Below are 20,463 nucleotides of genomic sequence, written 5' to 3'. Positions count from 1 at the left end.
CGACGCATCCTATCTAGGAGGCGCCACCAGATAACCGGCTAAGGAGGCCGAAGGCATGTTTGAAAATCTATCCGAACGCCTTTCTGGCGTCTTTGACCGGCTGACCAAACAGGGCGCTCTGTCTGAGGAAGACGTCAAAACCGCCCTGCGCGAAGTTCGCGTTGCCCTGCTTGAGGCCGACGTCTCGCTGCCGGTGGCCCGTGCCTTCGTCAAGAAAGTGCAGGAACAGGCGACCGGTCAGGCCGTCACCAAGTCGATCACCCCCGGCCAGCAGGTCGTCAAGATCGTCCATGACGCGCTGGTCGATACCCTGCGTGGCGAAGAAGACCCCGGCAAGCTGAAGATCGACAACCCGCCTGCCCCGATCCTGATGGTCGGTCTGCAGGGCTCGGGCAAGACGACCACGACCGGTAAGCTGGCGAAACGCCTCAAAGAGAAAGAGGGCAAGAAGGTTCTGATGGCCTCGCTCGACGTCTATCGCCCGGCGGCGATGGATCAGCTGGCCGTTCTGGGGACGCAGGTCGGCGTTGATACGCTGCCGATCGTACCTGGTCAAAAGCCGGTGGATATCGCCAAGCGCGCCAAGCAGCAGGCCACTTTGGGCGGCTATGACGTCTATATGCTCGACACCGCAGGCCGTCTGCATATCGACGAAGTTCTGATGGACGAGGTCGAGCAGGTCCGCAATGTCGTCGACCCACGCGAAACCCTGCTGGTGGTCGACGGCCTGACTGGTCAGGTCGCTGTTGAAGTGGCCGAAGAGTTCGACGCCAAGGTCGGCATTTCCGGCGTGGTCCTGACACGGATGGATGGTGACGGTCGCGGTGGTGCGGCGCTGTCGATGCGCGCAGTCACCGGCAAGCCCATCCGCTTTGTCGGGCTGGGCGAGAAGATGGACGCGCTTGAGACCTTCGAGCCGGACCGGATCGCTGGTCGTATTCTGGGCATGGGCGACATTGTTGCCCTGGTCGAAAAAGCCCAGGAAACGATGGAGATCGAACAGACCGAGCGCATGATGAAGCGCATGGTCAAAGGTCAGTTCAACATGAACGACCTGAAAATGCAGCTGGAACAGATGATCCAGATGGGCGGCATGCAGGGCATGATGGGCATGATGCCCGGCATGGGCAAAATGGCCAAGCAGATGGATCAGGCCGGTCTGGACGACAAGATTCTGCGCCAGCAGATCGCCATGATCCAGTCGATGACCAAACGCGAACGCGCCAACCCTCAACTGTTGCAGGCCAGCCGCAAGAAACGGATTGCGGCGGGTTCGGGGATGGAGGTCAGCGACCTCAACAAGCTGCTAAAGATGCACCGGCAGATGTCGGACATGATGAAAAAGATGGGTAAGATGGGCAAAGGTAAGATGCTGAAACAGGCCATGAAAGGCATGTTCGGCAAAGGCGGCCCGTCGCCCGAGGACATGGCCGCAGGCATGGACCCCAAGGCGCTTGAGGCTGCAGCCAAGGCGATGGGTGGCAAGATGCCCGGTGGCATGCCCGGAATGGGCGGCGGCATGGCCCTGCCTCCGGGCCTTAGCGGGTTCGGGAAGAAAAAGTGAACACCCTCACCCCTCATATCCCCCGGCTTGAGACCGAGCGCCTGATCCTGCGCGCGCCCTCCGAGGCTGATCTGGACGCGGATACCGCGTTCTTCGCCAGCGAGGCGTCGCAGTTCGTTGGCGGCCCGTTGCGGCGGGATGAGACATGGCGGCTTGTCGCCAGCATCCTCGGCCATTGGGCAATCCGAGGTTATGGGTTCTGGAGCGTTGAGGAAAAAGAAACCGGCATCTATGTGGGCCGCGTCGGCCTGTGGTTCCCCGAGGGCTGGCCCGAGCCGGAAATCGGCTGGACCCTGATGAACCACGCCACCGGCAAGGGCTACGCGACCGAGGCCGCAACGGCCGCGCGCACCCACGCTTATGACGTGCTGGGCTGGGACACGGCGATTTCGCTCATCGCCCCGGACAATCACGCCAGCAAGGCCGTGGCCAACCGTCTGGGGGCCACCTTCGACTATCACTATGAACATCCGAAATTCGGCGCATCCGAAATCTGGCGGCACCCCGCCCCCGCCGATCTGGTGAATGGCGGCATGGAGGCTTACGCATGACCGACCCCGTAGCACAAGCTGCCGCGCTGCTGAAAGAGCATCGCGAAAGCATCGACCGGCTGGACGCGATCCTTGTCTATACGCTGGGCGAGCGGTTCAAGCACACGCAGGCCGTTGGCAAGCTCAAGGCCGAACACGACCTTCCCCCGTCTGATCCTACGCGCGAAGCCGCGCAGATCGCTCGGCTTGAAGACCTGGCGAAAGAGGCCGATCTGGACCCCGACTTCGCCAAGGCTTTCCTGAATTTCATCATTCAGGAAGTCATCCGACACCACCGGAAACATCAGGAATGACCCGTCGTTTCCACCCATAGAATACCCGGTCCGTGACCGGTCACGCCATCTTAAGGAGATACCACCATGGCAATGAAAATTCGTCTCGCCCGCGGCGGCTCGAAAAAACGTCCCTTCTATCGCATCGTTGCGGCTGACAGCCGTATGCCTCGCGATGGCCGTTTCATCGAGAAACTTGGCACCTACAACCCGCTGCTGCCCAAAGACAGCGAAGAGCGCGTGAAAATGAACCTGGAGCGCATCCAGTACTGGCTGGACCAGGGCGCCCAGCCCACCGACCGGATCGCACGTATGCTGGAAGCAGCTGGCGCACGCGACAAAGCCGAGCGCAACAACCCCAACAAGGGTACCCCGGGCAAGAAAGCTCAGGAACGCGCCGAAGAGAAAGCGGCCAAGGCTGCTGAGGCGGCAGAAGCTGCCGCTGCACCGGCTGAAGAAGCGGCTGCAGAAGAATAAGCAGGCAGGCGCGTGCGGGATCAGACTTTCACTGACGATTTTCGCGCGCAGTTTGACCTGTTGCTGCGGCTCCGGCGCGATGTGCGTCGGTTCCGCACCGACGCGATTGACGAGGCAGTGCTGACGCGCTGCCTCGACGCGTTTCGGCTGGCCCCTTCGGTGGGGCTGAGCGAACCCTGGCGCGTGATCCGCGTCGAAAACCAGCCCGCGCGCGACGCGGCGCTGCGAAATTTTCAAACTGCCAATGCGCAGGCATTGGAAGGGTATTCCGGCGAAAAGGCGCAACTCTACAGCCGCCTGAAACTGTCGGGGATGCAAGAGGCCCCGGTGCAACTGGCCGTGTTCTGCGACGATGCCACGGACAAGGGGCAAGGTCTGGGCGCAGACACGATGCCCGAGATGCGGCGCTATTCGGTGGTTTCGGCCATCACCCTGTTCTGGCTGGCCTTGCGGGCCGAAGGTCTGGGGTTGGGTTGGGTATCCATTCTGGACCCGGACCAGATGGCGCGTGATTTGGACGTACCCGAGGATTGGCGCCTGATCGGTTATTTCTGTGTTGGCCTGCCAGAAACGCAATCGGACACGCCCGAGCTGGAACAGGTCGGTTGGGAATGCCGCGACGACAGCCTGCCCATCGAGGTGCGATAGGCGCATGTTCGGGTTATTACGCCTTCCCATCCTGTTGATGACCGCCTTTATTGTCGGCGTGTTCTTCGAACGCTCGAACCAACGCGAGGCGTGCGAAGGGATAGGACAATGGGATGATGGGTTTTGTGTTACGGATGGGGCAAATGAGTGATCTGATCTGCGTCGGCAGCATTGCGGGATCGTATGGCGTACGCGGTGAAGTGCGGCTAAAGAGCTATTGCGCCATCCCCGAGGATATCGAAGCTTATTCCCCCCTGACGGACGAGGCCGGTGGCGAACGCTATCCGCTGGTCCTGACCCGGTCGATCAAGAATGGCTTTGCGGCGCGTCTGGGCGGAGTTGAAACCAAGGAACAAGCCGATGCGCTGAAAGGTCTGCGTCTGTTTGCGCGGCGTGATCAACTGCCCTCGTTGCCCGATGATGAATTCTATCACACCGACCTGATCGGGCTTGAGGTCTATGACACCGGCGGCACCCTGCTGGGCCGGGTAAAATCGGTGCAAAACCACGGCGCTGCCGACCTGCTGGAACTGCACGGGCCGGGGCTGAAGGCGACCGTTCTGCTGCCCTTCACGCTTGAGGCCGTCCCCACGGTCGATCTGGATCAAGGCCGCATCATCGCCGACCCGCCCGAAGGGCTGATCTGATGCGCCGCGTCCTGCTGCATCTGGGCCTGCACAAGACCGGCACCACTGCGGCACAGTCTTTCCTTTATGAAAATCGCGAGTTGATCTGGCCGCATTTCGCGTTGGTCCTGCCCTATCGGACGCGCAATTCGGGCCTGTCGCGGGCAGCGACCAACCATTCCGTTTATGGCACCGTCGGCACCTTGTCCGAGTTCGGCAGCCAGATGCGCGACTTCCTCGACTCGCTGGATTTCGGGGAAAAGCGCGGTTTGATCCTCAGCGAGGAAAACTTCGCGGGCCTCCGCCCCAGTCGCAATCTGGAACAGGGCTACGCGGCAGCCCCCGATCTGGCCGCCTGTCTTGTGGATTCGATCCACCAGAGGTTTTCCGGGCAAGAGGTCGAGATCACGCTTTACCTGTCTTTGCGTCAGCGGGGCAGTTGGTTGCGCAGCCTTTGGGCCCATGATTTGCAGCGAATGCGACAAGTGCAGGATTTCGATACATTCCGCGACAGCATCGACCATTTGCCCTCGTTGCAAGAAACCGTAAACCAGATTCGTGACAAGCTGCCCACCGTCACCGTGAACACGGAATGGCTGGAGGAGCTGCAATTGCGTCAATTCGGGCCGGGTGCGCCTTTTGCCGAGTATCTGGACTTGCCTCATGACAAGGCGCAGCAGCTGGTTCCGCCCTCCAAATCGAACACTCGACTGCCCGAGGACGTTTTGGCCGAATTACTGGACCTGAACAGATCACGTCTGGACGAAGCCGCCTTGGTCGCGCAAAAGGCCGCGGTAGTTGAACGGGCGCAGCAGGCGCTGATGGGTGCGACATGACCGAAAAACCATCGAAATCTCATGGGCGCAAGGCGATCCGCCCGACCCTGAAACCGCGTGAGCTGCTGACCCCAACGCCCGACCTGCATGGGGTGTGGAAGGCTAAGATCATCACTCTGTTCCCTTCAGCTTTTCCCGGTGTGTTGGGCGAAAGCCTGACCGGCAAGGCGCTGCAAGAGGGTCTGTGGCAGTTGGAAACCGTCGATCTGCGCCAGTTCGGCGTCGGTAAGCACCGCAATGTGGATGACACGCCCGCCGGCGGCGGCGCGGGCATGGTGTTGCGCGCCGATGTACTGGGCGAGGCGATTGAACACACGATGGCGGGGGCGCGGGGTAACTGGCCGCTGATCTACCTCAGCCCGCGTGGCCGCCGGATGGATCAGCGCATGATGCAGAATCTGGCGCGCTGTGACGGCATGACCCTGCTGTGTGGCCGGTTCGAAGGCGTCGATGAGCGCGTTCTGGAGCATTACGGCGTGCAAGAGGTCTCCTTAGGCGATTTCGTCATGACCGGCGGTGAGATTGCCGCGCAGGCTTTGATCGACGCCACCGTAAGGCTGATCCCCGGCGTTTTGGGCAATCAGGCTTCGGCTGAGGAGGAGAGCTTTTCCTCGGGCCTGCTGGAACACCCGCAATACACACGCCCCGCCGAATGGAAGGGCCGCCTGATCCCGGACATTCTGATGTCGGGCCATCACGGGCGCATTGCCAATTGGCGGCATGAGATGTCCGAGCGGATCACACAGGAACGCCGCCCCGACTTGTGGGACGCCTACTCCAAAGCCAAGTCCGAAGACTAGCCGTTCTTCCACCGCGCCCAAATCTCGGGCGGGCCGTTGAAGGTGTTGATGTCCACTGGTCCCTGCACACCGGGCACAAGCCCCGTGCCCGTGTATTGCCAGAACCGCCAAATCGCATTGGGATAAACGTTCCTTGGATGCCCGGCGACGGACCTCAGCCAGAACTCTGTCTTGGGCAGGCGCCCGATGTCTGTGTCAGCATAAAAGTCCACAGTCGTGTAGACAATCGGACGCCGCCCATAATGACGTTCGAGAATATCGAGAAACCGTTGAGCTTCGGCGCGAACGGTCGCACCGTCTGGGCGTAGAGTGCAGGTCTTGGAATGGGGCGTCCACTCCATATCCAGAACATGCGGAAGGTCCGATCCTTTGGGAACATTCTGGATGAACCACCGCGCCTGCTCGCGCGCTGGGCGGCAGAAATAGTAATAGTGATAGGCCCCCCAAGGCACTCCGGCGGCCTTTGCTCCGCTGCTGTGACTTGCAAACATCGGATCAGCTACATCACCACCCTCAGTCGCCTTGATGAACACAAAGCTAACACCCGATGCCTTGGCCTTTTGCCAGTCAATCGGCCCTTGCCAGCGCGACACGTCCAGCCCGTGCACGGGATAGTGGCCTGGATGGCGCCCCTCCCACGGGTGCGGATCAGCATCGCCGAAAGCCGGGAAAATCACCGCAGGTGAGGTCGTGTCCAGAAACGCGTTGGCCTCGACCTGTTGCGGCGGCGGACTGCTGCGACCGCAGGACAGGATGGCAAAAGCCGCGACAGCAAGCATCAATGCAGTGCGCATGATCAGTTCCTGTTTGAAATGACTGCTCTTGTAATTGCCCTCAGAATGCCTGATCGACAGATCAAAGCAACGATGCTGTTTTGAGGCGGCGGAATCCCACCGTTTCACAGCATTTTGGGCTTGATCCCTGCACATAATGCCCTTAAACGACCGCAATCCGGTGCCGCGTCATGCGACTCCGGTGTTTTGGTTTGGTCCATGTCGTGACGCCCGGCTTTCTTCGGCCACGGCGCGGCGGAACAAACTGGACTAAGGAACATTCGATCTGACCTCTGGCGGGCTGCATGCAGGACCCGGTGAAGACCAAGAGCTCTCAGCCCGTGCCCAAACTTCGTGGACCAACCACGAGCAGATAGGAGTGAATGCGATGGACCTGATCGCACAGCTTGAGGCGGAACAGATTGCCGCCCTGGGGAAGGACATCCCCGATTTCAAAGCCGGTGACACCATCCGTGTCGGCTTTAAAGTGACCGAAGGGTCGCGTACCCGTGTGCAGAACTACGAAGGTGTTTGCATCGCGCGCAAAGGTGGCAGCGGCATCGCCGGTTCGTTCACCGTCCGCAAAATCTCGTTCGGCGAAGGCGTGGAGCGTGTGTTCCCGCTGCATTCGACCAACATCGACAGCATCACCGTCGTCCGCCGTGGCCGCGTCCGTCGCGCCAAACTGTACTATCTGCGCTCGCGCCGTGGTAAATCCGCGCGTATCGCCGAAGTCACCAACTACAAGCCCAAGGCAGGCGCCGAGGCGTAAGGAGCGGAAAGATGAAAAAAGACATCCATCCCGACTACCACTTCATCGACGTCAAACTGACCGATGGCACAGTGATCAAGATGAAATCCACCTGGGGTGCCGAAGGCGACCAGCTGGCCCTGGAAATCGACCCCTCCGTGCACCCCGCATGGACCGGTGGCGGCGCCCGCCTGATGGACGCCGGCGGCCGCGTGTCGAAATTCAAGAAGAAATACGAAGGTCTGGGCTTCTAAGCCAGATCCATTTCAGATGCGAAAGGCCGTCCCAAGGGGCGGCCTTTTTGTTTATCTTCTCAGCGGCATGTGGCGCTGGCTACGGTTGGAATCGATCCGCCTGGTTCGATGCGAGCAGCTCCATCAAAGCCGCATCAGGAGCTGTGGCTTCATGTGTTCGGTCAATCAGTTCAACTTGCTTGAAGACGACTTCAATCGTTTCATCGTTGAAGGAGATCGTCCAAAAGCGGGGTTTCAAAGCCTTCCAGCGTTCGGTTTTTTCTGATCCCGTGACCTCTTGAAAGTCCCATGGTTTGACAGGGAACTCGGCGGCCCGCAAACCTTCGACATTCATTGGATCTATCCGAAATTCGATAACATCATCAAATTTCAGTATCGCGACCCCGCCGCCCGACACCGGTGCAATTTCGTAAGACAAAAATACAGTTCGCCCGTCATAGAAAACAGCGGGGCTTTCTACAGTCCCAATTTCGGGAAACTAACAGCAGGGGAAATGCCTTCAACAGCCAATGCTCACATCCTAATTTGATCCCTATTTTCCAAGTGACCATCCCACTTGGGTGCTCCTCGACGCTAGTGGCTCTAGTCTAATTGGCTGTCAAATCGGCAGCGCTGTGCAGTGGTGGAATTGGTCCACGCAGCAATAGCAGCGCCAACGCCATCCCCAACAAGGCTGCCATCGCTGTAAAGACCATGGCGCTGTCAAAGGCATTGTCCTGAAGATCCCGAAGGGCCTTGGCCAGCGCGCTTCCGGCATTTGGCTTCAGATCCGCCAGAATCTGCTGAATCTGACTGGGTGAACCATGGGTGAGCGCATGCGCCAGATCCTCGCGCGGGGCCGATCCGACAGGCAAGGCGTTGATTACTTCTGACAGTCCCTTACGGGTTGTGAGGGCCTCGGCCAGGCCACAAACGACGGCACCAAGCGTAGCGCCGAAATACAAACACGCATTGATCACACCGGAACCTTGCCCCACGTGCCTTTCGGGTAGCAGGCGCAACCCAAGGCGTGGCAGCAATGAAAAACAGATACCTAGACCAATGCCGACAATCATAAGTTTCCACCAAATCTCGGCGTATTGTGTTGTGTTCGTAGTTGCGGTCAGCGAAAGGAACCCAACCGCCATCAACCCCAACCCTATCGCAACAGGCCATTGGAAACTGTAGGGCGCGAGGAAACGCGGCGCGGTGACCGAGATGACAAACATGCTTAGACTAAGCGGCATGATCGCCAACCCGGCCTCGACCGACGTATATCCGAAGGCGTCGGGTGACTGTACGAACGTGTTGAAATAGACAAAAAATCCGAACAGGGTAAACCCGGTCAAAAACATGCCAGCCGCAGCCATGAAGTAACGCGGGTGGCGAAAGTATCGCAGTTCGATCAGAGGGTCTTGGCTGCGGCGCGAAGCGATGACAATACAAACCATTGCGAATGCGGAGACCGCCAGCGGCACCAATGTCGAAGGCGTATCCCATCCAGCGCTTTCGCCATTGCTGAGTGCAAAAGACAACGGCCCAAGAAACAATAGAACAGCGCTTGCGCCAACGTAGTCAAATCTTGCGCCCGCAAGCCGCGTGTCGGGTACATAGCCCCGCCTGCTGACCGTTAGACCTATGGCAAAAGCGCCGGCCAGCAAGATCAGGTCGGTGGCAAAAACGGCTCTCCAGCTGATGTAATGAGCAAATGCCCCACCCAAGATAGGGCCCACGCCAATCGCCAACCCTACAATTGCGCCCCAGGCCCCGGTGACGCTTGCCCTCTGATCTTCGGGCGTTGCAGCCGTCAGCAAGGAAAGAGACGTTCCGAACAAAGCCGCTGCCCCTGCACCTTGCGCGGCGCGTCCACTCAGTAGCATCGCTCCGTCATGCGCAAACAGTACAGTCGCTGAACCAAGGGCAAACACTATCATTCCAAAGAAGAACACGCCCATTTTGCCCGTTATATCGCCCAGTCGGCTAACAATTGTAACAAGCGAAGCACTAGCGACGGTATAGGTCGCCATCACCCATTGAAGCTCTGCGGGAGTAAGGTCAAACTCGGCCTTGAGGTTGGGCAGGATCGTGGCAACAGCCGTCGTATTGAAACCAACCACCATCATACAAATCGCCGTCATTGCCAAAACAACACGCGCTTTGTGCTGAGGTGATTTCGCATCCGACATCGCCAAGCCCTCGTATCCGCTGGGTATTTACCCGCCACATCAGAATCTTAGCAGAGTTCATCCTTCGACATAAGGTCAGATCCAGTAAGACAACGCCAACGGTAAAACGAGAATGGTTACCAATGTCGAAACCAGAATGAACCCCGCAACGTCCGGTCCGTATTCGGGCATGTGCTGATCAACGAACAGATAAGTTGCGACCGATGACGGCATCAGACAACACAGGATGACCGCCCCACGTTCAGCCCCTGTGAACCCGAAGGTCCAAACCAACACTGAGGCAATCAGTACCGCCATCCCAAGGTGCAACATGGTCAGCACCACTGACCGGCCCAAGCTTTGAACGCGTAGGCCAGCCAGTGTGTGGCCCAGCGTCAAAAGCATAAGTGGGATCGAAAGGCCGCCCAGGATGTCGAACGATTTGGCCACGGGTGCAGGCAAGCTGTACCCAGTCGCCATCAGGCCCAGCGAAATGGCGACAGCATAGATAATAGGCGAGGTTACCAGCTTTTTGGCCGAGAACGCTCCGGCCGGTATCCACATGCCTACGGTAAAGATACTGATCAACACGACGACCACGAACGCCATCGTGTAGGCCATCCCGGCATCGCCCAGCGCCAGCAGAGTAATCGGCAGACCGATATTCCCGACATTCCCATGCATCAACGGAGTCAGAAATGCCCGCACCGGCAACTGAATTGCCCTAAGCGCGACCAATCCCAAAATGCCGAAGCCCGCAATCGCCAGAGCCGCGGCAGCCATGACGTCGACAAATGTGCCAACGGCAATATTCGTTGTCGACAGATGCGAGATAATCAGCGTCGGATACCCGACCCGAGAAACGATCCCGCCAACAACTGTGTTGTCGAAAGGCGCCCGAGTGATGGCCAAAACGTAACCGATCCCCGCGCAGATAAGTACAGGCAGCACCACATTGAGCACATTCAGGAATATCTGTTCCATCTCAAGCCCTTCCCGCTGCCGCCTCAGGCCCACAGTGAGACAAGGGTGCCAAACTGGCAAGCAGCACGTCCATTCTTGGGTCTATGAATTCGCAACAGGCTTTCAGAATGGCGTTTCGGGTTCTTCCCTTCCACGTTTCCACAACATATAGTGGTGTTCAACAACGTGTGGTCAAACACGGCGGGACTTGGGAATACAGGCATGGCACACATTATCGTAGTGGGGAACGAGAAGGGCGGCGCGGGCAAATCGACCGTCTCGATGCATGTGGCCACTGCGCTGGCGCGGCTGGGTCACAAGGTCAGCACTCTGGATCTGGATTTGCGCCAACGCAGCCTTGGCCGGTACTTCGAAAACCGTGCCAATTTCCTGAAAAACTCGGACCTGTCTCTTCCCAGCCCCCGCCATCATGACCTGCCCGAGATTGACGCGACCAAGCTGAAACCGGGCGAGAACATTTATGACCACCGCCTTTCAGCCGCCGTGGCAGAACTGGAAAGCGACAGTGACTTCATCCTGATCGACTGCCCAGGCTCGCACACCCGTCTCAGCCAGGTTGCACATTCGCTGGCCGATACGCTGATCACACCGCTGAACGACAGTTTCATCGACTTTGACTTGCTGGCCCGCATTGACTCGAAAGGCGAGAAAATCCTTGGTCCTTCGGTCTATTCCGAGATGGTATGGAACGCGCGCCAGTTGCGGGCACAGGCCGGATTGAAGCCCATTGACTGGGTCGTCGTAAGAAACCGTGTCGGAACCCAGCGCATGGTCAACAAGGAAAAAATGCAGCGCGCGATCGAGATGCTGTCGCAACGCATCGGCTTCCGCGTCGCCTCGGGCTTTTCCGAGCGGGTCGTCTTTCGCGAACTTTTCCCACGCGGCCTGACTTTGCTGGACCTCAAGGATATCGGGGTCAAACAGCTCAACATCTCGAACATCGCGGCCCGTCAGGAACTGCGAGACATGATGAAAGAGCTGAACCTGCCGGGCGTCGAAATCGACTTTTAGGTACCTCTCGCAAGTCAAATTTACGGATTTTTCTGCCGCCCAAGCCCTCGGGTCGAACTGTCACAAACTGTACTACCGGACATTCGCGCCCGGCGAAGTATCCACTTTTGAAGTCCGAACTAATCATTGAAGTCTAGTCTGTGCGCGACTTTTTGTTGATGTGTCTTCGCCATTGCCCCATAGAGGCAGTGCGCTGGGTGTTTGTCAGGCCACGCGCCCAGAGGGCAGGCAGCGAAAGCCAGACGAAGGACCCTTGTGGCCATCCCCAGGACAGCAACACTTGCAACGGAATCCATGTCACTGCAACGTCCGGAAGAACGAGCCGCACCTGCGGCAATAGACTCAACCGGCGTGCGCATCATCAAGCGCATGACGCTGTTCCTGCTGGGCCCGGTATATTTCCTTTTCGTTGCGTTTGTGCCCTTACTCTGCAGTAAACGGCGGGGCTTTCGCGGCTGGTACTGGCGACTGGTCAAACGTGCTTGTTCGCGACTTTTATGGTTGCTGAGCATCCGGACCGAGATGACACAGGCAGAAGTGGCAATGTTATCCGCCGACACCGGCAGCATCATTGTGATCAACCACCGCAGCCATCTGGATGGCTTCGCCCTGATGGATGCTCTGCCAGAGGCCAAGTGGATCACCTTTGCCGCCAAGAAAGAACTCTGCGACGCGGCCCTTTTACGCCGTGGGTTCAAGGGCGCCGGGCTTGTTGAGGTTGACCGCAAGAGCGGCAGTGTAGCGCTTGAAACACTTACCGCTGCTATCCAAGCAATGCCCGCACGCTGCTCTGTCGTGCTGTTCCCTGAGGGCACACGCACCCGGTCCGAAAGTCTTGGCACCTTCAAGGCGGGAGCTGTATTGGCCGCGCGCAATACGGGCCGGACAATCCGACCCATCGTCATCCACGATTCTGATCGCTTGTTGCCACGCGGCAAACACCTCCCAAAAAGTGGAACGATCCGGGTCGAGGTTCTGCCGCCATTCGAATGCGACCCATCCGCTTCAGTAGACGAAGACGTGTCTCGATTGAGAAATTCGATGATGGCCGTTTTCAATAATCGAATGCGTCGCTAATCATCCAAGAGACGTTCACTGTTATGCCAGCAGATCGACTGGATCGACGCCTTCATTGACAACCTTTCGTCAGTAGCAGTTTTCTGATGTTAAGCGGAACCGGCTGCGGTGCGCTCGCAGCCGACGCCTAATCTCCTGGCCAGTAGACCGTAAACAGCTCTTTCGGTTCGGGCACGCCACGCAGCATGTAGCGCCCGACCGAGATCAATTCCTTGCCGCAAGGCTGAGCAGCCCGAGCCACGTCATCCGAGATCAAAATGCGCTGACCCAAAGACCGATGCATCCCGGCAATACGCGCAGTCTGGTTCACCGCCGGGCCAATGACAGTGAAATCCAACCGGCTTTCCGACCCGATATTGCCATAGAGAATTTCGCCGGAATGCAGGGCCAGCGTGTAATTGGCCACCGGCAAACCATCTGCTTCGCGCGCGGCATTCAACTCTTCGATCCGGGATTGCAGCATCGGCACAGCCTTCAGCGCAGCCCGCGCGTCCGCATCAATATCGCCAACATCAAACATGGCCATCAACCCGTCGCCCATGAACTTCAGGATATTTCCGTCGTTGTCATGCACCACGCCCACCGCAACCGCGAGGTAATCATTAAGCATGTCGATGATCTCGTTTCCCGGCAGCTCTTCGGACAGGCTGGTGAACCCTTCAAGGTCGAAATTCCAAATCACAGCATCGATTTGCTGCAATGACCCGCGTCGAATCTCGCCGGACAGCACGCGGCGACCGGCATCGCGGCCCAGATACACGCGCATAAGATCTTTGGAGACTCGCGCATTCGAAGCCGATTTCAGCGCCAACCCAAGATGAGGCAACGCGGTGTGGATCAGTTCCAGATCGCTGTCTCGAAATCCTTCCGGCGCGTTCGACGTCCAGGACAAAAGCACCCCGTCCACCGTCTTTTTGGCATCGGGCGGCATGTTGTGCGTTGGCACGTCAAAAGCCACGCTGGTGGCATAGTAATCAGTTGCACCAACCTCTCGAAGCTCATTGATCAGAGGGTATTTACTGGGTTCGTTCTGATCGACGATGCGTTCATGCACATAGTCGATGTCGTCATTGAGGATCGCGAACAAAGGACTGTTCTGCCAATCCTCGCTGACATCTTCGGAATACTTGAATTTTTGATAATCTCCACCTCGTCCCTGATACCAGCTATAGCCAGTACCGCCATAGACAGGGTGCAGGGCCGATTGGGCCGCGTGAAACCGCATCAATGGCACGCCAAGTTCGACTAGACGGGTACAATACCCATCCAGCAATTCTTCCTTGTCCGCGCCCTCAAGGCCGCGTGTCACTATCCAGTTGATCAAATCGGTTGATTTCGCCGCGTTGGGGTCCGGGGCTGCCATTTATTGTTATCCTATGTCCGCTCTGCACGTCATCTGGGGGCAATGGACGACAATTACCAGAGGTCACCCCATATCCGCCAGCTTTCTCAACATCCCGCGGAGCTGAGAGGCGTCATCCAGCCCAATCATGTTGGCCAATCTGGCGTCGTATCGCTTGGCGACCTCGCGCAGGTCCCGGTAAACCGACTGCCCCGCCGAGGTCAGCGTCAGATGCTCGACCCGGCGGTCATTCTGGCTGGGTGTACGCGTTAAGTATCGCCGTTGCTCAAGCTTGCTGACGGCGCGACTGATCTTGGTTTTGTGAATGCGAGCCCGCTCACCAATTTCTTTGGCCGTCATCTCGCCGTAATTACCCAAATGAAACAACACCCGCCATTCGGTGCGAAGCATCCCGTACCGTTCTTTGTAGACCCGTTGAAACTCCAACGAGCACTCCTCGGCCGCTCTATTCAGCAGATAAGGAAGGAAATCCTGCAGATCAAAGGCATCATTTTTTTCGGGGTCAGTGTCTGTCATGCTTGTTAGTTACAAAATCAACTATTATTTCACAAGCAACAAAGAGGAGGAGTACAGGATGAACCGTCCGACTGATCCACACCAGATGACCCAAGCCAGCAGCACCGTTGGCACACACGCAGGCTATATGCCCGGCTTCGGGAACGACTTTGAAACCGAGGCCCTGCCCGGCGCGTTGCCACAAGGCATGAACAGCCCACAACGCTGCAACTACGGCCTCTATGGCGAACAGCTGAGCGGAACGGCCTTTACTGCAAACCCGCCCGAACGGACGTGGTGCTATCGCATCCGGCCCTCGGTCAAGCATTCACACAGGTATGAGAAAGTCGATCTGCCACTGTGGAAATCTGCCCCTTGCGTTGATCCCGATGTGATCAGCCTGGGGCAGTATCGCTGGGATGCAGTACCGCATTCCGACGAGGGCCTGACATGGCTGTCAGGTATGCGCACCATGACCACGGCGGGCGACGTAAACACGCAAGTGGGCATGGCCAGCCACATCTATCTGGTCACAGATTCCATGGTGGACGAATATTTCTTCTCGGCCGATTCCGAGCTGCTGGTGGTGCCACAGGAAGGCCGCCTACGTTTCGCAACTGAGCTGGGGATCATTGATTTGGAACCCAAAGAGATCGCTATTCTACCGCGCGGACTTGTGTATCGCGTAGAAGTTCTGGACGGTCCTGCTCGCGGCTTTGTATGTGAAAACTACGGGCAGAAATTCGAACTTCCGGGACGTGGCCCGATCGGCGCCAACTGCATGGCCAACCCGCGTGACTTCAAGGCCCCGGTCGCGGCGTTTGAAGACCGAGAAGTGCCCTCGACCGTCACCGTCAAATGGTGCGGGCAGTTCCATAAAACTCAAATCGACCAAAGCCCGTTGGACGTGGTCGCATGGCATGGCAATTACGCGCCCTACAAATACGACCTGCGCACCTATTGCCCGGTCGGCGCGATCCTGTTTGATCATCCCGACCCGTCGATCTTTACCGTTCTGACGGCCCCATCAGGTCAGCCGGGGACGGCCAATATCGACTTTGTCCTGTTCCGGGAACGCTGGATGGTGGCCGAGGACACCTTCCGCCCGCCCTGGTATCACAAGAACATCATGTCCGAGCTAATGGGCAATATCTACGGCCAATATGACGCCAAACCGCGGGGCTTTGTTCCCGGCGGGATGAGCCTGCACAACATGATGCTGCCACACGGGCCGGACCGCGAAGCCTTTGACAAAGCGTCGAATGCAAACCTCGGGCCGGACAAGTTGGACAATACCATGTCCTTCATGTTCGAAACCCGCTTTCCGCAGCACCTGACCCCGTTTGCCGCAAACGAAGCGCCCCTGCAGGACGACTACATTGACTGTTGGACCTCTCTTGAGAAAAAGTTCGACGGAACGGCAGGGAAAAAGTGATGGATGCTGGTTACATAGTAATTGCTGTTTTCCTAGGCTTCGCATGCTTGTTTCTTTGGAGTCGGCGTGCGCGCTGGAACGGCAAGCGGGACCACTACAACCACAATCCAATGCCCGGCCACCGGCAGGACGGCTCATCCGGCGGAACCGACTTGAACGACTGATCAACAGAAACAGGCACAAACGGCGCGCCCCTTATCGAGTCGCACCGAAAAAGACGACAAGGAACGCCAATGACCCTTTTGAAATCCTGGATCGCCTCGGCCAATAACGCGACCCATCCCTTTCCGCTGAACAACTTACCTTATGGTATTTTCGCGACAGAAGGTGCCGAGCCGCGCTGTGGCGTTGCAATCGGGGACTTGATTTTCGACATCACCAGCGCCGAGGCCGAAGGTCTGATTAACCTGATTGACGAACCCCTGTTCGACCTGCCCTTCTGGAACCCGTTGATGGAGCAAGGCCCCGCCGTCTGGGCCGCCCTTCGCGCGCGCCTGACCAGCCTTTTGGCCGAGGGATCAGAAGAGCAAGACAGGGTTGAGCCTCTGCTTGTGGCGCAGAGCGACGCCGTATTGCATATGCCCTTCGCGGTCAGTGAGTACACAGACTTCTATGCAGGTCGTCACCACGCGCAAAATGTCGGCACCATGTTCCGCGGGTCAGAGAATGCCCTGCCCCCCAATTGGCTGCACATTCCGATCGGCTATAATGGCCGCGCCTCTTCTGTCGTTGTGTCGGGGACAGATATTCGCCGTCCCTGGGGCCAGCTGAAATCGCCCGATCATGACCGTCCCGCCTTTCTGCCCAGCCGCCGTTTTGACATTGAGCTTGAGATGGGCGCCATCGTAGGCACACCATCGGACGGTCCGATCTCGGTCCAAGAGGCGGACGACAACATCTTTGGTTATGTGCTGCTAAACGATTGGTCCGCGCGCGATATCCAGGCGTGGGAATACCAGCCGCTCGGACCGTTTCAGGCCAAAGCTACAGCCACGTCAATCAGCCCGTGGATCGTGACCAAGGCAGCGCTTGAGCCCTTCCGCTGTGAAACACCCGCGCGCGAGCATGAGCTGTTGGATCACCTCAAGGATTGCGGCCCAATGTTGTACGACGTCGACCTTTCCATCACGATGGCTCCGTCCGGAAAACCAGCAAGCACCATCGCCCGCACCAACTACCGTGAGATGTATTACTCTGCCGCGCAGCAACTGGCGCACCACACGACATCGGGCTGCCCAATGAACACGGGCGACCTGCTGGGCTCAGGCACCATCTCGGGGCCAACAAAACCTGAACGCGGCTCGCTATTGGAACTCAGCTGGGGCGGGAAGGAACCGCTGACGCTGGACACGGGCGAGACCCGCCACTTTATCGAAGACGGCGACACCATGACCCTGACCGGCGCGGCAAAAGGCGACGGTTATTCGATCGGCTTTGGCGATTGCGTGGGAACAGTATTGCCCGCACTAGAAAACCCATTCGCACGATAAGGAACCCAACATGGCCAAAGCATTCGCGTCCCAGGGGGACATGTCCGAGAAGAAGACCTCATTTACCGAAATCGGTGACGGGCTCTATGCGTTCACCGCCGAAGGCGACCCGAATTCCGGCGTGATTATTGGCGATGACAGCGTCATGATTGTCGAGGCCCAAGCGACACCACGTTTGGCACAAAAAGTCATCGACTGCGTCCGCTCGGTCACTGACAAGCCAATCACCCACGTGGCGCTAACCCACTATCACGCCGTGCGTGTGCTGGGCGCCAGCGCGTATGGAGCACAGCAGATCCTGATGTCGGACATGGCCCGTGCGATGGTCGTGGAACGCGGGCAGGAGGATTGGGATAGCGAATTCCAACGCTTCCCTCGCCTGTTTGAAGGGCACGAGAGCATTCCCGGCCTCACATGGCCCACCACCACCTTCAGCGACACAATGACGGTCTATCTGGGCAATCGCCGGGTTGACCTAATGCATCTGGGCCGCGCTCATACGGCGGGTGATATCGTCATTCATGTACCCGATCAGAACGTCATGTTCACCGGCGACATCATCGAATACCAATCGGCTTGCTATTGCGGCGATGGGCATTTCGGCGACTGGGGTGATACCTTGGATGCAATCAGCCTGTTCGACGTCGACGCCATCGCTCCGGGACGCGGAGACGCCCTGATCGGGAAAGAGATGGTGAATGCAGCTATTGAAAGCACCCGTGATTTCGTCGACAGCACATATCGCCCTGCAGCAAAGATCGCGGCACGTGGTGGTTCTTTGAAAGAAGCATGGGACGCCGTGCGCGCTGAATGTGACCCGAAATTCGCGGATTACGCGATCTATGAACACTGCCTGCCCTTCAACGTAGCCCGCGCCTATGACGAGGCGCGCGGTATTGACACGCCACGCATCTGGACCGCCCAACGCGATCTGGACATGTGGGAGGCCCTGCAAGGTTAAGGACAAACCGTCGCATTTGATCCAGATCGTTTTTCGTCGGCGTATTCGATGGAACCATTCCCATAGGGCTCTGGCTTGGCCTCGCCAGAGGCAAGCAGTTGCGTCAACGCATCGGGGAGAGAAACCATGAACAAGATCTTCGAAACACCGCTTTATGCTTATGAGCGCAGCCCGGATCAGGACACTGCGACACCTGTACGCCACAAAGTGATCGTTGTTGGCGCCGGTCCGGTCGGCCTGACCGCAGCCATCGACCTGGCCCAGCAAGGTGTTGGGGTCGTCGTTCTGGACGACAACGACAAGGTCAGCTTTGGCAGCCGGGCGATCTGTTTTTCGCAACGCACATTGGATATCGCCGACCGGTTGGGGTGCGGCAATCCGATGGCCGAAACCGGGGTGCAATGGGAGGCGGGCAAGGTCTTTTTCGACGACCGCAAAGTCTACGAGTTCGACTTGCTGCCCGAAAAAGGCTTTTCCAACCCCGCCTTCGTGAACCTGCAACAATATCATCTTGAGAAAATTCTGGTCGACCGTGTCCGCGCTTTGCAGGCCGAAGGTGCACCGATCGAAATTCGCGGCCGCAACAAGGTCGAGGCGATCGGCACCCATGACGACCACGTCAAGCTTGAGGTCGAGACGCCAGAAGGCCCCTATAACGTCGAAGCCGACTGGCTGATTGCGTGCGATGGCGCGCATTCTCCGACCCGCCGGATGCTGGGGCTGGATTTCGACGGGCGGATATTCGAAGACAACTTCCTGATCGCCGATGTGGTGATGGAGGCCGATTTCCCGTCCGAGCGCTGGTTCTGGTTCGACCCGCCCTTCAACAGGGGCCAGTCCGCCCTATTGCACAAACAGCCTGACAGTGTCTGGCGCATTGACCTGCAACTGGGATGGGACATCGACAAAGAGCGCGAGAAACGCCCCGAAAACGTCATCCCTCGCCTTAAGGCGATGCTGGGCGAGGATGTGGAGTTCGAACTCGAATGGGTCTCGATCTACACATTCCAGTGCCGCCGGATGGAGAAGTTCCGCCATGGACGTGTCCTCTTTGCCGGGGACAGCGCCCATCAGGTCAGCCCGTTCGGCGCGCGCGGGGCAAATTCGGGCATTCAGGACACCGACAACCTGTGCTGGAAGCTGAAACTGGTGATCGACGGGCAAGCACCTGAACTGCTACTGGATAGTTATAGCCGCGAGCGCGTTCAGGCAGCAGATGAGAACATCACCATGTCGACCCGCTCGACCGATTTTATCACGCCCAAATCCGAAATGTCCCGTTTACTGCGCGACGCGGTACTGGACCTGAGCGAGAAATACGAATTCGCACGCCCTCTGGTAAATTCCGGACGTCTTAGCGCGCCCTGCACGTACAAGGGATCATCGATCAGTTCGGCGGACGCATTGAATGGCCCGGATATCACATGCCCGGGCTCGGCCTGTCCGGACGCGCCTTTGGGCGACGAATTCCTGCTGCCTAAACTGGCCGGAAAATTTACGCTGCTGACGATAGACGCCGAAGCGCCTGAGCGCCTTGAAGAAGGCGGCATCCAAGCCACGCGCTTGGCATTGTCCGTGAAGGATGACCTGACGCTGGAGTTAAAGCGTCGCTATCTGGGGGATGCGGACAGCGCCGTCTATTTGATCCGCCCCGACCAGCACGTGGCCGCCCGGCGGGACACTTTCGAAGAAAACGCATTTCGGCAGGCGATGCGCCGTGCAACCGGAAAGGAGTAAGTGGGATGGCTGACTTGATCCTCACACCGAATTTCGACAATGCGGACGACTTTTATGCCAACCTGCTGGCCCTGCATGACGGGCTGGACAAGACAGACAGCGACGCGCTCAACGCACGGCTGGTTTTGGTGCTGGCCAACCATATCGGTGACGCCGGCGTCTTGTCTCAGGCTTTGAAAACGGCAGAATTACCTGACGACCAAAACTGACAGGA

24 protein-coding genes are annotated in these 20,463 nt (G+C 58.2%); 18 read left to right on the top strand and 6 right to left on the bottom strand.

The features are described 5' to 3' along the window. The first annotated feature begins 55 nt into the window (after window positions 1–55). The 9 genes from ffh (at window position 56) to trmD (ending at window position 5,774) form a co-directional block, all read left to right on the top strand. Window positions 56–1,564 (top strand): signal recognition particle protein, encoded by a 1,509-nt coding sequence (gene ffh, locus AC2FF7_RS16495; RefSeq protein WP_170754999.1) that lies wholly within the window; start codon window positions 56–58, stop codon window positions 1,562–1,564. Beyond that, complete coding sequence (locus tag AC2FF7_RS16490) at window positions 1,561–2,115, top strand: GNAT family N-acetyltransferase (protein WP_480868079.1); 555 nt, start codon at window positions 1,561–1,563, stop codon at window positions 2,113–2,115. Before ffh ends, AC2FF7_RS16490 begins: the two co-directional genes overlap by 4 nt. Next, on the top strand, window positions 2,112–2,408 hold the full coding sequence (locus AC2FF7_RS16485) for a chorismate mutase (protein ID WP_170356107.1): 297 nt from the start codon (window positions 2,112–2,114) through the stop codon (window positions 2,406–2,408). The genes AC2FF7_RS16490 and AC2FF7_RS16485 overlap by 4 nt, the downstream gene beginning before the upstream one ends. Window positions 2,409–2,474: 66 nt before the next feature. Then, a complete protein-coding gene (gene rpsP / locus AC2FF7_RS16480; protein WP_170356106.1) occupies window positions 2,475–2,864 on the top strand; it encodes a 30S ribosomal protein S16 in 390 nt (129 codons plus the stop codon). Between the two features lie 12 nt (window positions 2,865–2,876). Then, window positions 2,877–3,512, top strand: a complete 636-nt coding sequence (gene bluB, locus AC2FF7_RS16475; protein WP_480868081.1) for a 5,6-dimethylbenzimidazole synthase — start codon at window positions 2,877–2,879, stop codon at window positions 3,510–3,512. 4 nt (window positions 3,513–3,516) lie between these two features. Further along, a complete protein-coding gene (locus tag AC2FF7_RS16470) occupies window positions 3,517–3,663 on the top strand; it encodes a hypothetical protein (protein ID WP_480868083.1) in 147 nt (48 codons plus the stop codon). Beyond that, on the top strand, window positions 3,656–4,159 hold the full coding sequence (gene rimM / locus AC2FF7_RS16465) for a ribosome maturation factor RimM (RefSeq protein WP_170754989.1): 504 nt from the start codon (window positions 3,656–3,658) through the stop codon (window positions 4,157–4,159). The genes AC2FF7_RS16470 and rimM overlap by 8 nt, the downstream gene beginning before the upstream one ends. Then, a complete protein-coding gene (locus tag AC2FF7_RS16460; protein WP_496905967.1) occupies window positions 4,159–4,974 on the top strand; it encodes a hypothetical protein in 816 nt (271 codons plus the stop codon). Before rimM ends, AC2FF7_RS16460 begins: the two co-directional genes overlap by 1 nt. Continuing rightward, on the top strand, window positions 4,971–5,774 hold the full coding sequence (gene trmD / locus AC2FF7_RS16455; RefSeq protein ID WP_170754985.1) for a tRNA (guanosine(37)-N1)-methyltransferase TrmD: 804 nt from the start codon (window positions 4,971–4,973) through the stop codon (window positions 5,772–5,774). The genes AC2FF7_RS16460 and trmD overlap by 4 nt, the downstream gene beginning before the upstream one ends. Here trmD and AC2FF7_RS16450 read toward each other — a convergent pair. After that, on the bottom strand, window positions 5,771–6,568 hold the full coding sequence (locus AC2FF7_RS16450; protein WP_170356100.1) for a glycoside hydrolase family 25 protein: 798 nt from the start codon (window positions 6,566–6,568) through the stop codon (window positions 5,771–5,773). The genes trmD and AC2FF7_RS16450 overlap by 4 nt on opposite strands. A 367-nt stretch (window positions 6,569–6,935) precedes the next feature. Here AC2FF7_RS16450 and rplS point away from each other — a divergent pair, with 367 nt between their 5' ends. Continuing rightward, window positions 6,936–7,319: a 50S ribosomal protein L19 gene (rplS, locus tag AC2FF7_RS16445; protein ID WP_170328369.1), complete on the top strand. Its 384-nt coding sequence runs from the start codon at window positions 6,936–6,938 to the stop codon at window positions 7,317–7,319. A gap of 11 nt (window positions 7,320–7,330) precedes the next feature. After that, window positions 7,331–7,552: a 50S ribosomal protein L31 gene (gene rpmE, locus AC2FF7_RS16440; RefSeq protein WP_170356099.1), complete on the top strand. Its 222-nt coding sequence runs from the start codon at window positions 7,331–7,333 to the stop codon at window positions 7,550–7,552. 79 nt (window positions 7,553–7,631) lie between these two features. Here the strand turns inward: rpmE and AC2FF7_RS16435 are convergent, their stop codons facing one another. The 3 genes from AC2FF7_RS16435 to AC2FF7_RS16425 form a co-directional block, all read right to left on the bottom strand. Continuing rightward, the gene (locus AC2FF7_RS16435) at window positions 7,632–7,949 is read right to left on the bottom strand and encodes a hypothetical protein (protein ID WP_496905966.1); all 318 of its coding nucleotides are present in this window, start codon (window positions 7,947–7,949) and stop codon (window positions 7,632–7,634) included. A 190-nt stretch (window positions 7,950–8,139) separates the two neighbouring features. Beyond that, window positions 8,140–9,717, bottom strand: coding sequence for an MFS transporter (locus AC2FF7_RS16430; protein WP_170756529.1), 1,578 nt, complete (start codon window positions 9,715–9,717; stop codon window positions 8,140–8,142). Between the two features lie 75 nt (window positions 9,718–9,792). Beyond that, complete coding sequence (locus AC2FF7_RS16425; protein WP_480868089.1) at window positions 9,793–10,680, bottom strand: AEC family transporter; 888 nt, start codon at window positions 10,678–10,680, stop codon at window positions 9,793–9,795. A gap of 201 nt (window positions 10,681–10,881) precedes the next feature. On the opposite strand from AC2FF7_RS16425, the gene AC2FF7_RS16420 reads away from it, so the two are divergent. Together AC2FF7_RS16420 and AC2FF7_RS16415 are read left to right on the top strand one after the other, a co-directional pair. Beyond that, a complete protein-coding gene (locus AC2FF7_RS16420) occupies window positions 10,882–11,691 on the top strand; it encodes a division plane positioning ATPase MipZ (protein ID WP_170356096.1) in 810 nt (269 codons plus the stop codon). A gap of 294 nt (window positions 11,692–11,985) precedes the next feature. After that, window positions 11,986–12,768, top strand: coding sequence for a lysophospholipid acyltransferase family protein (locus tag AC2FF7_RS16415; protein ID WP_496905965.1), 783 nt, complete (start codon window positions 11,986–11,988; stop codon window positions 12,766–12,768). Between the two features lie 127 nt (window positions 12,769–12,895). On the opposite strand, the gene AC2FF7_RS16410 is transcribed toward AC2FF7_RS16415, so the two are convergent. Next, window positions 12,896–14,131 carry an adenylate/guanylate cyclase domain-containing protein gene (locus AC2FF7_RS16410; protein ID WP_496905964.1) on the bottom strand — a complete coding sequence of 412 codons (1,236 nt, stop codon included), beginning with the start codon at window positions 14,129–14,131 and terminating at the stop codon, window positions 12,896–12,898. A 63-nt stretch (window positions 14,132–14,194) separates the two neighbouring features. After that, window positions 14,195–14,647: a MarR family winged helix-turn-helix transcriptional regulator gene (locus AC2FF7_RS16405; protein ID WP_480868096.1), complete on the bottom strand. Its 453-nt coding sequence runs from the start codon at window positions 14,645–14,647 to the stop codon at window positions 14,195–14,197. Window positions 14,648–14,705: 58 nt separating this feature from the next. On the opposite strand from AC2FF7_RS16405, the gene hmgA reads away from it, so the two are divergent. The 5 genes from hmgA to AC2FF7_RS16380 all read left to right on the top strand — a co-directional run bounded on the left by hmgA (window position 14,706) and on the right by AC2FF7_RS16380 (window position 20,458). Next, window positions 14,706–16,061, top strand: coding sequence for a homogentisate 1,2-dioxygenase (gene hmgA, locus AC2FF7_RS16400; RefSeq protein ID WP_480868097.1), 1,356 nt, complete (start codon window positions 14,706–14,708; stop codon window positions 16,059–16,061). Window positions 16,062–16,294: 233 nt separating this feature from the next. Then, the gene (gene fahA, locus AC2FF7_RS16395) at window positions 16,295–17,551 is read left to right on the top strand and encodes a fumarylacetoacetase (RefSeq protein WP_480868098.1); all 1,257 of its coding nucleotides are present in this window, start codon (window positions 16,295–16,297) and stop codon (window positions 17,549–17,551) included. Between the two features lie 10 nt (window positions 17,552–17,561). Continuing rightward, window positions 17,562–18,512, top strand: a complete 951-nt coding sequence (locus tag AC2FF7_RS16390; RefSeq protein ID WP_496905963.1) for an MBL fold metallo-hydrolase — start codon at window positions 17,562–17,564, stop codon at window positions 18,510–18,512. Between the two features lie 126 nt (window positions 18,513–18,638). Next, entirely contained in the window at window positions 18,639–20,249 is a 1,611-nt protein-coding gene (locus tag AC2FF7_RS16385; protein ID WP_480868102.1) for an FAD-dependent oxidoreductase, read from the top strand. A gap of 5 nt (window positions 20,250–20,254) precedes the next feature. Beyond that, the gene (locus AC2FF7_RS16380; protein WP_480868104.1) at window positions 20,255–20,458 is read left to right on the top strand and encodes a DUF2783 domain-containing protein; all 204 of its coding nucleotides are present in this window, start codon (window positions 20,255–20,257) and stop codon (window positions 20,456–20,458) included. Window positions 20,459–20,463 lie beyond the last annotated feature (5 nt).

This window comes from Ruegeria sp. YTSC325 (assembly GCF_059609525.1).
The sequence above is the reverse complement of the archived record's forward strand: the minus strand, read 5'-3'. Positions and strand labels throughout refer to the sequence as shown.

Coding starts and splice junctions, on each gene's coding strand:
- AC2FF7_RS16390 (WP_496905963.1), top strand. CDS start 17,562: ATGGCCAAAGCATTCGCGTCCCAGGGGGACATGTCCGAGAAGAAGACC.
- trmD (WP_170754985.1), top strand. CDS start 4,971: ATGACCGAAAAACCATCGAAATCTCATGGGCGCAAGGCGATCCGCCCG.
- AC2FF7_RS16430 (WP_170756529.1), bottom strand. CDS start 9,717: ATGTCGGATGCGAAATCACCTCAGCACAAAGCGCGTGTTGTTTTGGCA.
- AC2FF7_RS16380 (WP_480868104.1), top strand. CDS start 20,255: ATGGCTGACTTGATCCTCACACCGAATTTCGACAATGCGGACGACTTT.
- AC2FF7_RS16405 (WP_480868096.1), bottom strand. CDS start 14,647: ATGACAGACACTGACCCCGAAAAAAATGATGCCTTTGATCTGCAGGAT.
- rpmE (WP_170356099.1), top strand. CDS start 7,331: ATGAAAAAAGACATCCATCCCGACTACCACTTCATCGACGTCAAACTG.
- fahA (WP_480868098.1), top strand. CDS start 16,295: ATGACCCTTTTGAAATCCTGGATCGCCTCGGCCAATAACGCGACCCAT.
- rplS (WP_170328369.1), top strand. CDS start 6,936: ATGGACCTGATCGCACAGCTTGAGGCGGAACAGATTGCCGCCCTGGGG.
- AC2FF7_RS16460 (WP_496905967.1), top strand. CDS start 4,159: ATGCGCCGCGTCCTGCTGCATCTGGGCCTGCACAAGACCGGCACCACT.
- AC2FF7_RS16485 (WP_170356107.1), top strand. CDS start 2,112: ATGACCGACCCCGTAGCACAAGCTGCCGCGCTGCTGAAAGAGCATCGC.
- AC2FF7_RS16420 (WP_170356096.1), top strand. CDS start 10,882: ATGGCACACATTATCGTAGTGGGGAACGAGAAGGGCGGCGCGGGCAAA.
- AC2FF7_RS16425 (WP_480868089.1), bottom strand. CDS start 10,680: ATGGAACAGATATTCCTGAATGTGCTCAATGTGGTGCTGCCTGTACTT.
- AC2FF7_RS16385 (WP_480868102.1), top strand. CDS start 18,639: ATGAACAAGATCTTCGAAACACCGCTTTATGCTTATGAGCGCAGCCCG.
- AC2FF7_RS16410 (WP_496905964.1), bottom strand. CDS start 14,131: ATGGCAGCCCCGGACCCCAACGCGGCGAAATCAACCGATTTGATCAAC.
- ffh (WP_170754999.1), top strand. CDS start 56: ATGTTTGAAAATCTATCCGAACGCCTTTCTGGCGTCTTTGACCGGCTG.
- AC2FF7_RS16470 (WP_480868083.1), top strand. CDS start 3,517: ATGTTCGGGTTATTACGCCTTCCCATCCTGTTGATGACCGCCTTTATT.
- hmgA (WP_480868097.1), top strand. CDS start 14,706: ATGAACCGTCCGACTGATCCACACCAGATGACCCAAGCCAGCAGCACC.
- AC2FF7_RS16450 (WP_170356100.1), bottom strand. CDS start 6,568: ATGCGCACTGCATTGATGCTTGCTGTCGCGGCTTTTGCCATCCTGTCC.
- rpsP (WP_170356106.1), top strand. CDS start 2,475: ATGGCAATGAAAATTCGTCTCGCCCGCGGCGGCTCGAAAAAACGTCCC.
- rimM (WP_170754989.1), top strand. CDS start 3,656: ATGAGTGATCTGATCTGCGTCGGCAGCATTGCGGGATCGTATGGCGTA.
- AC2FF7_RS16415 (WP_496905965.1), top strand. CDS start 11,986: ATGTCACTGCAACGTCCGGAAGAACGAGCCGCACCTGCGGCAATAGAC.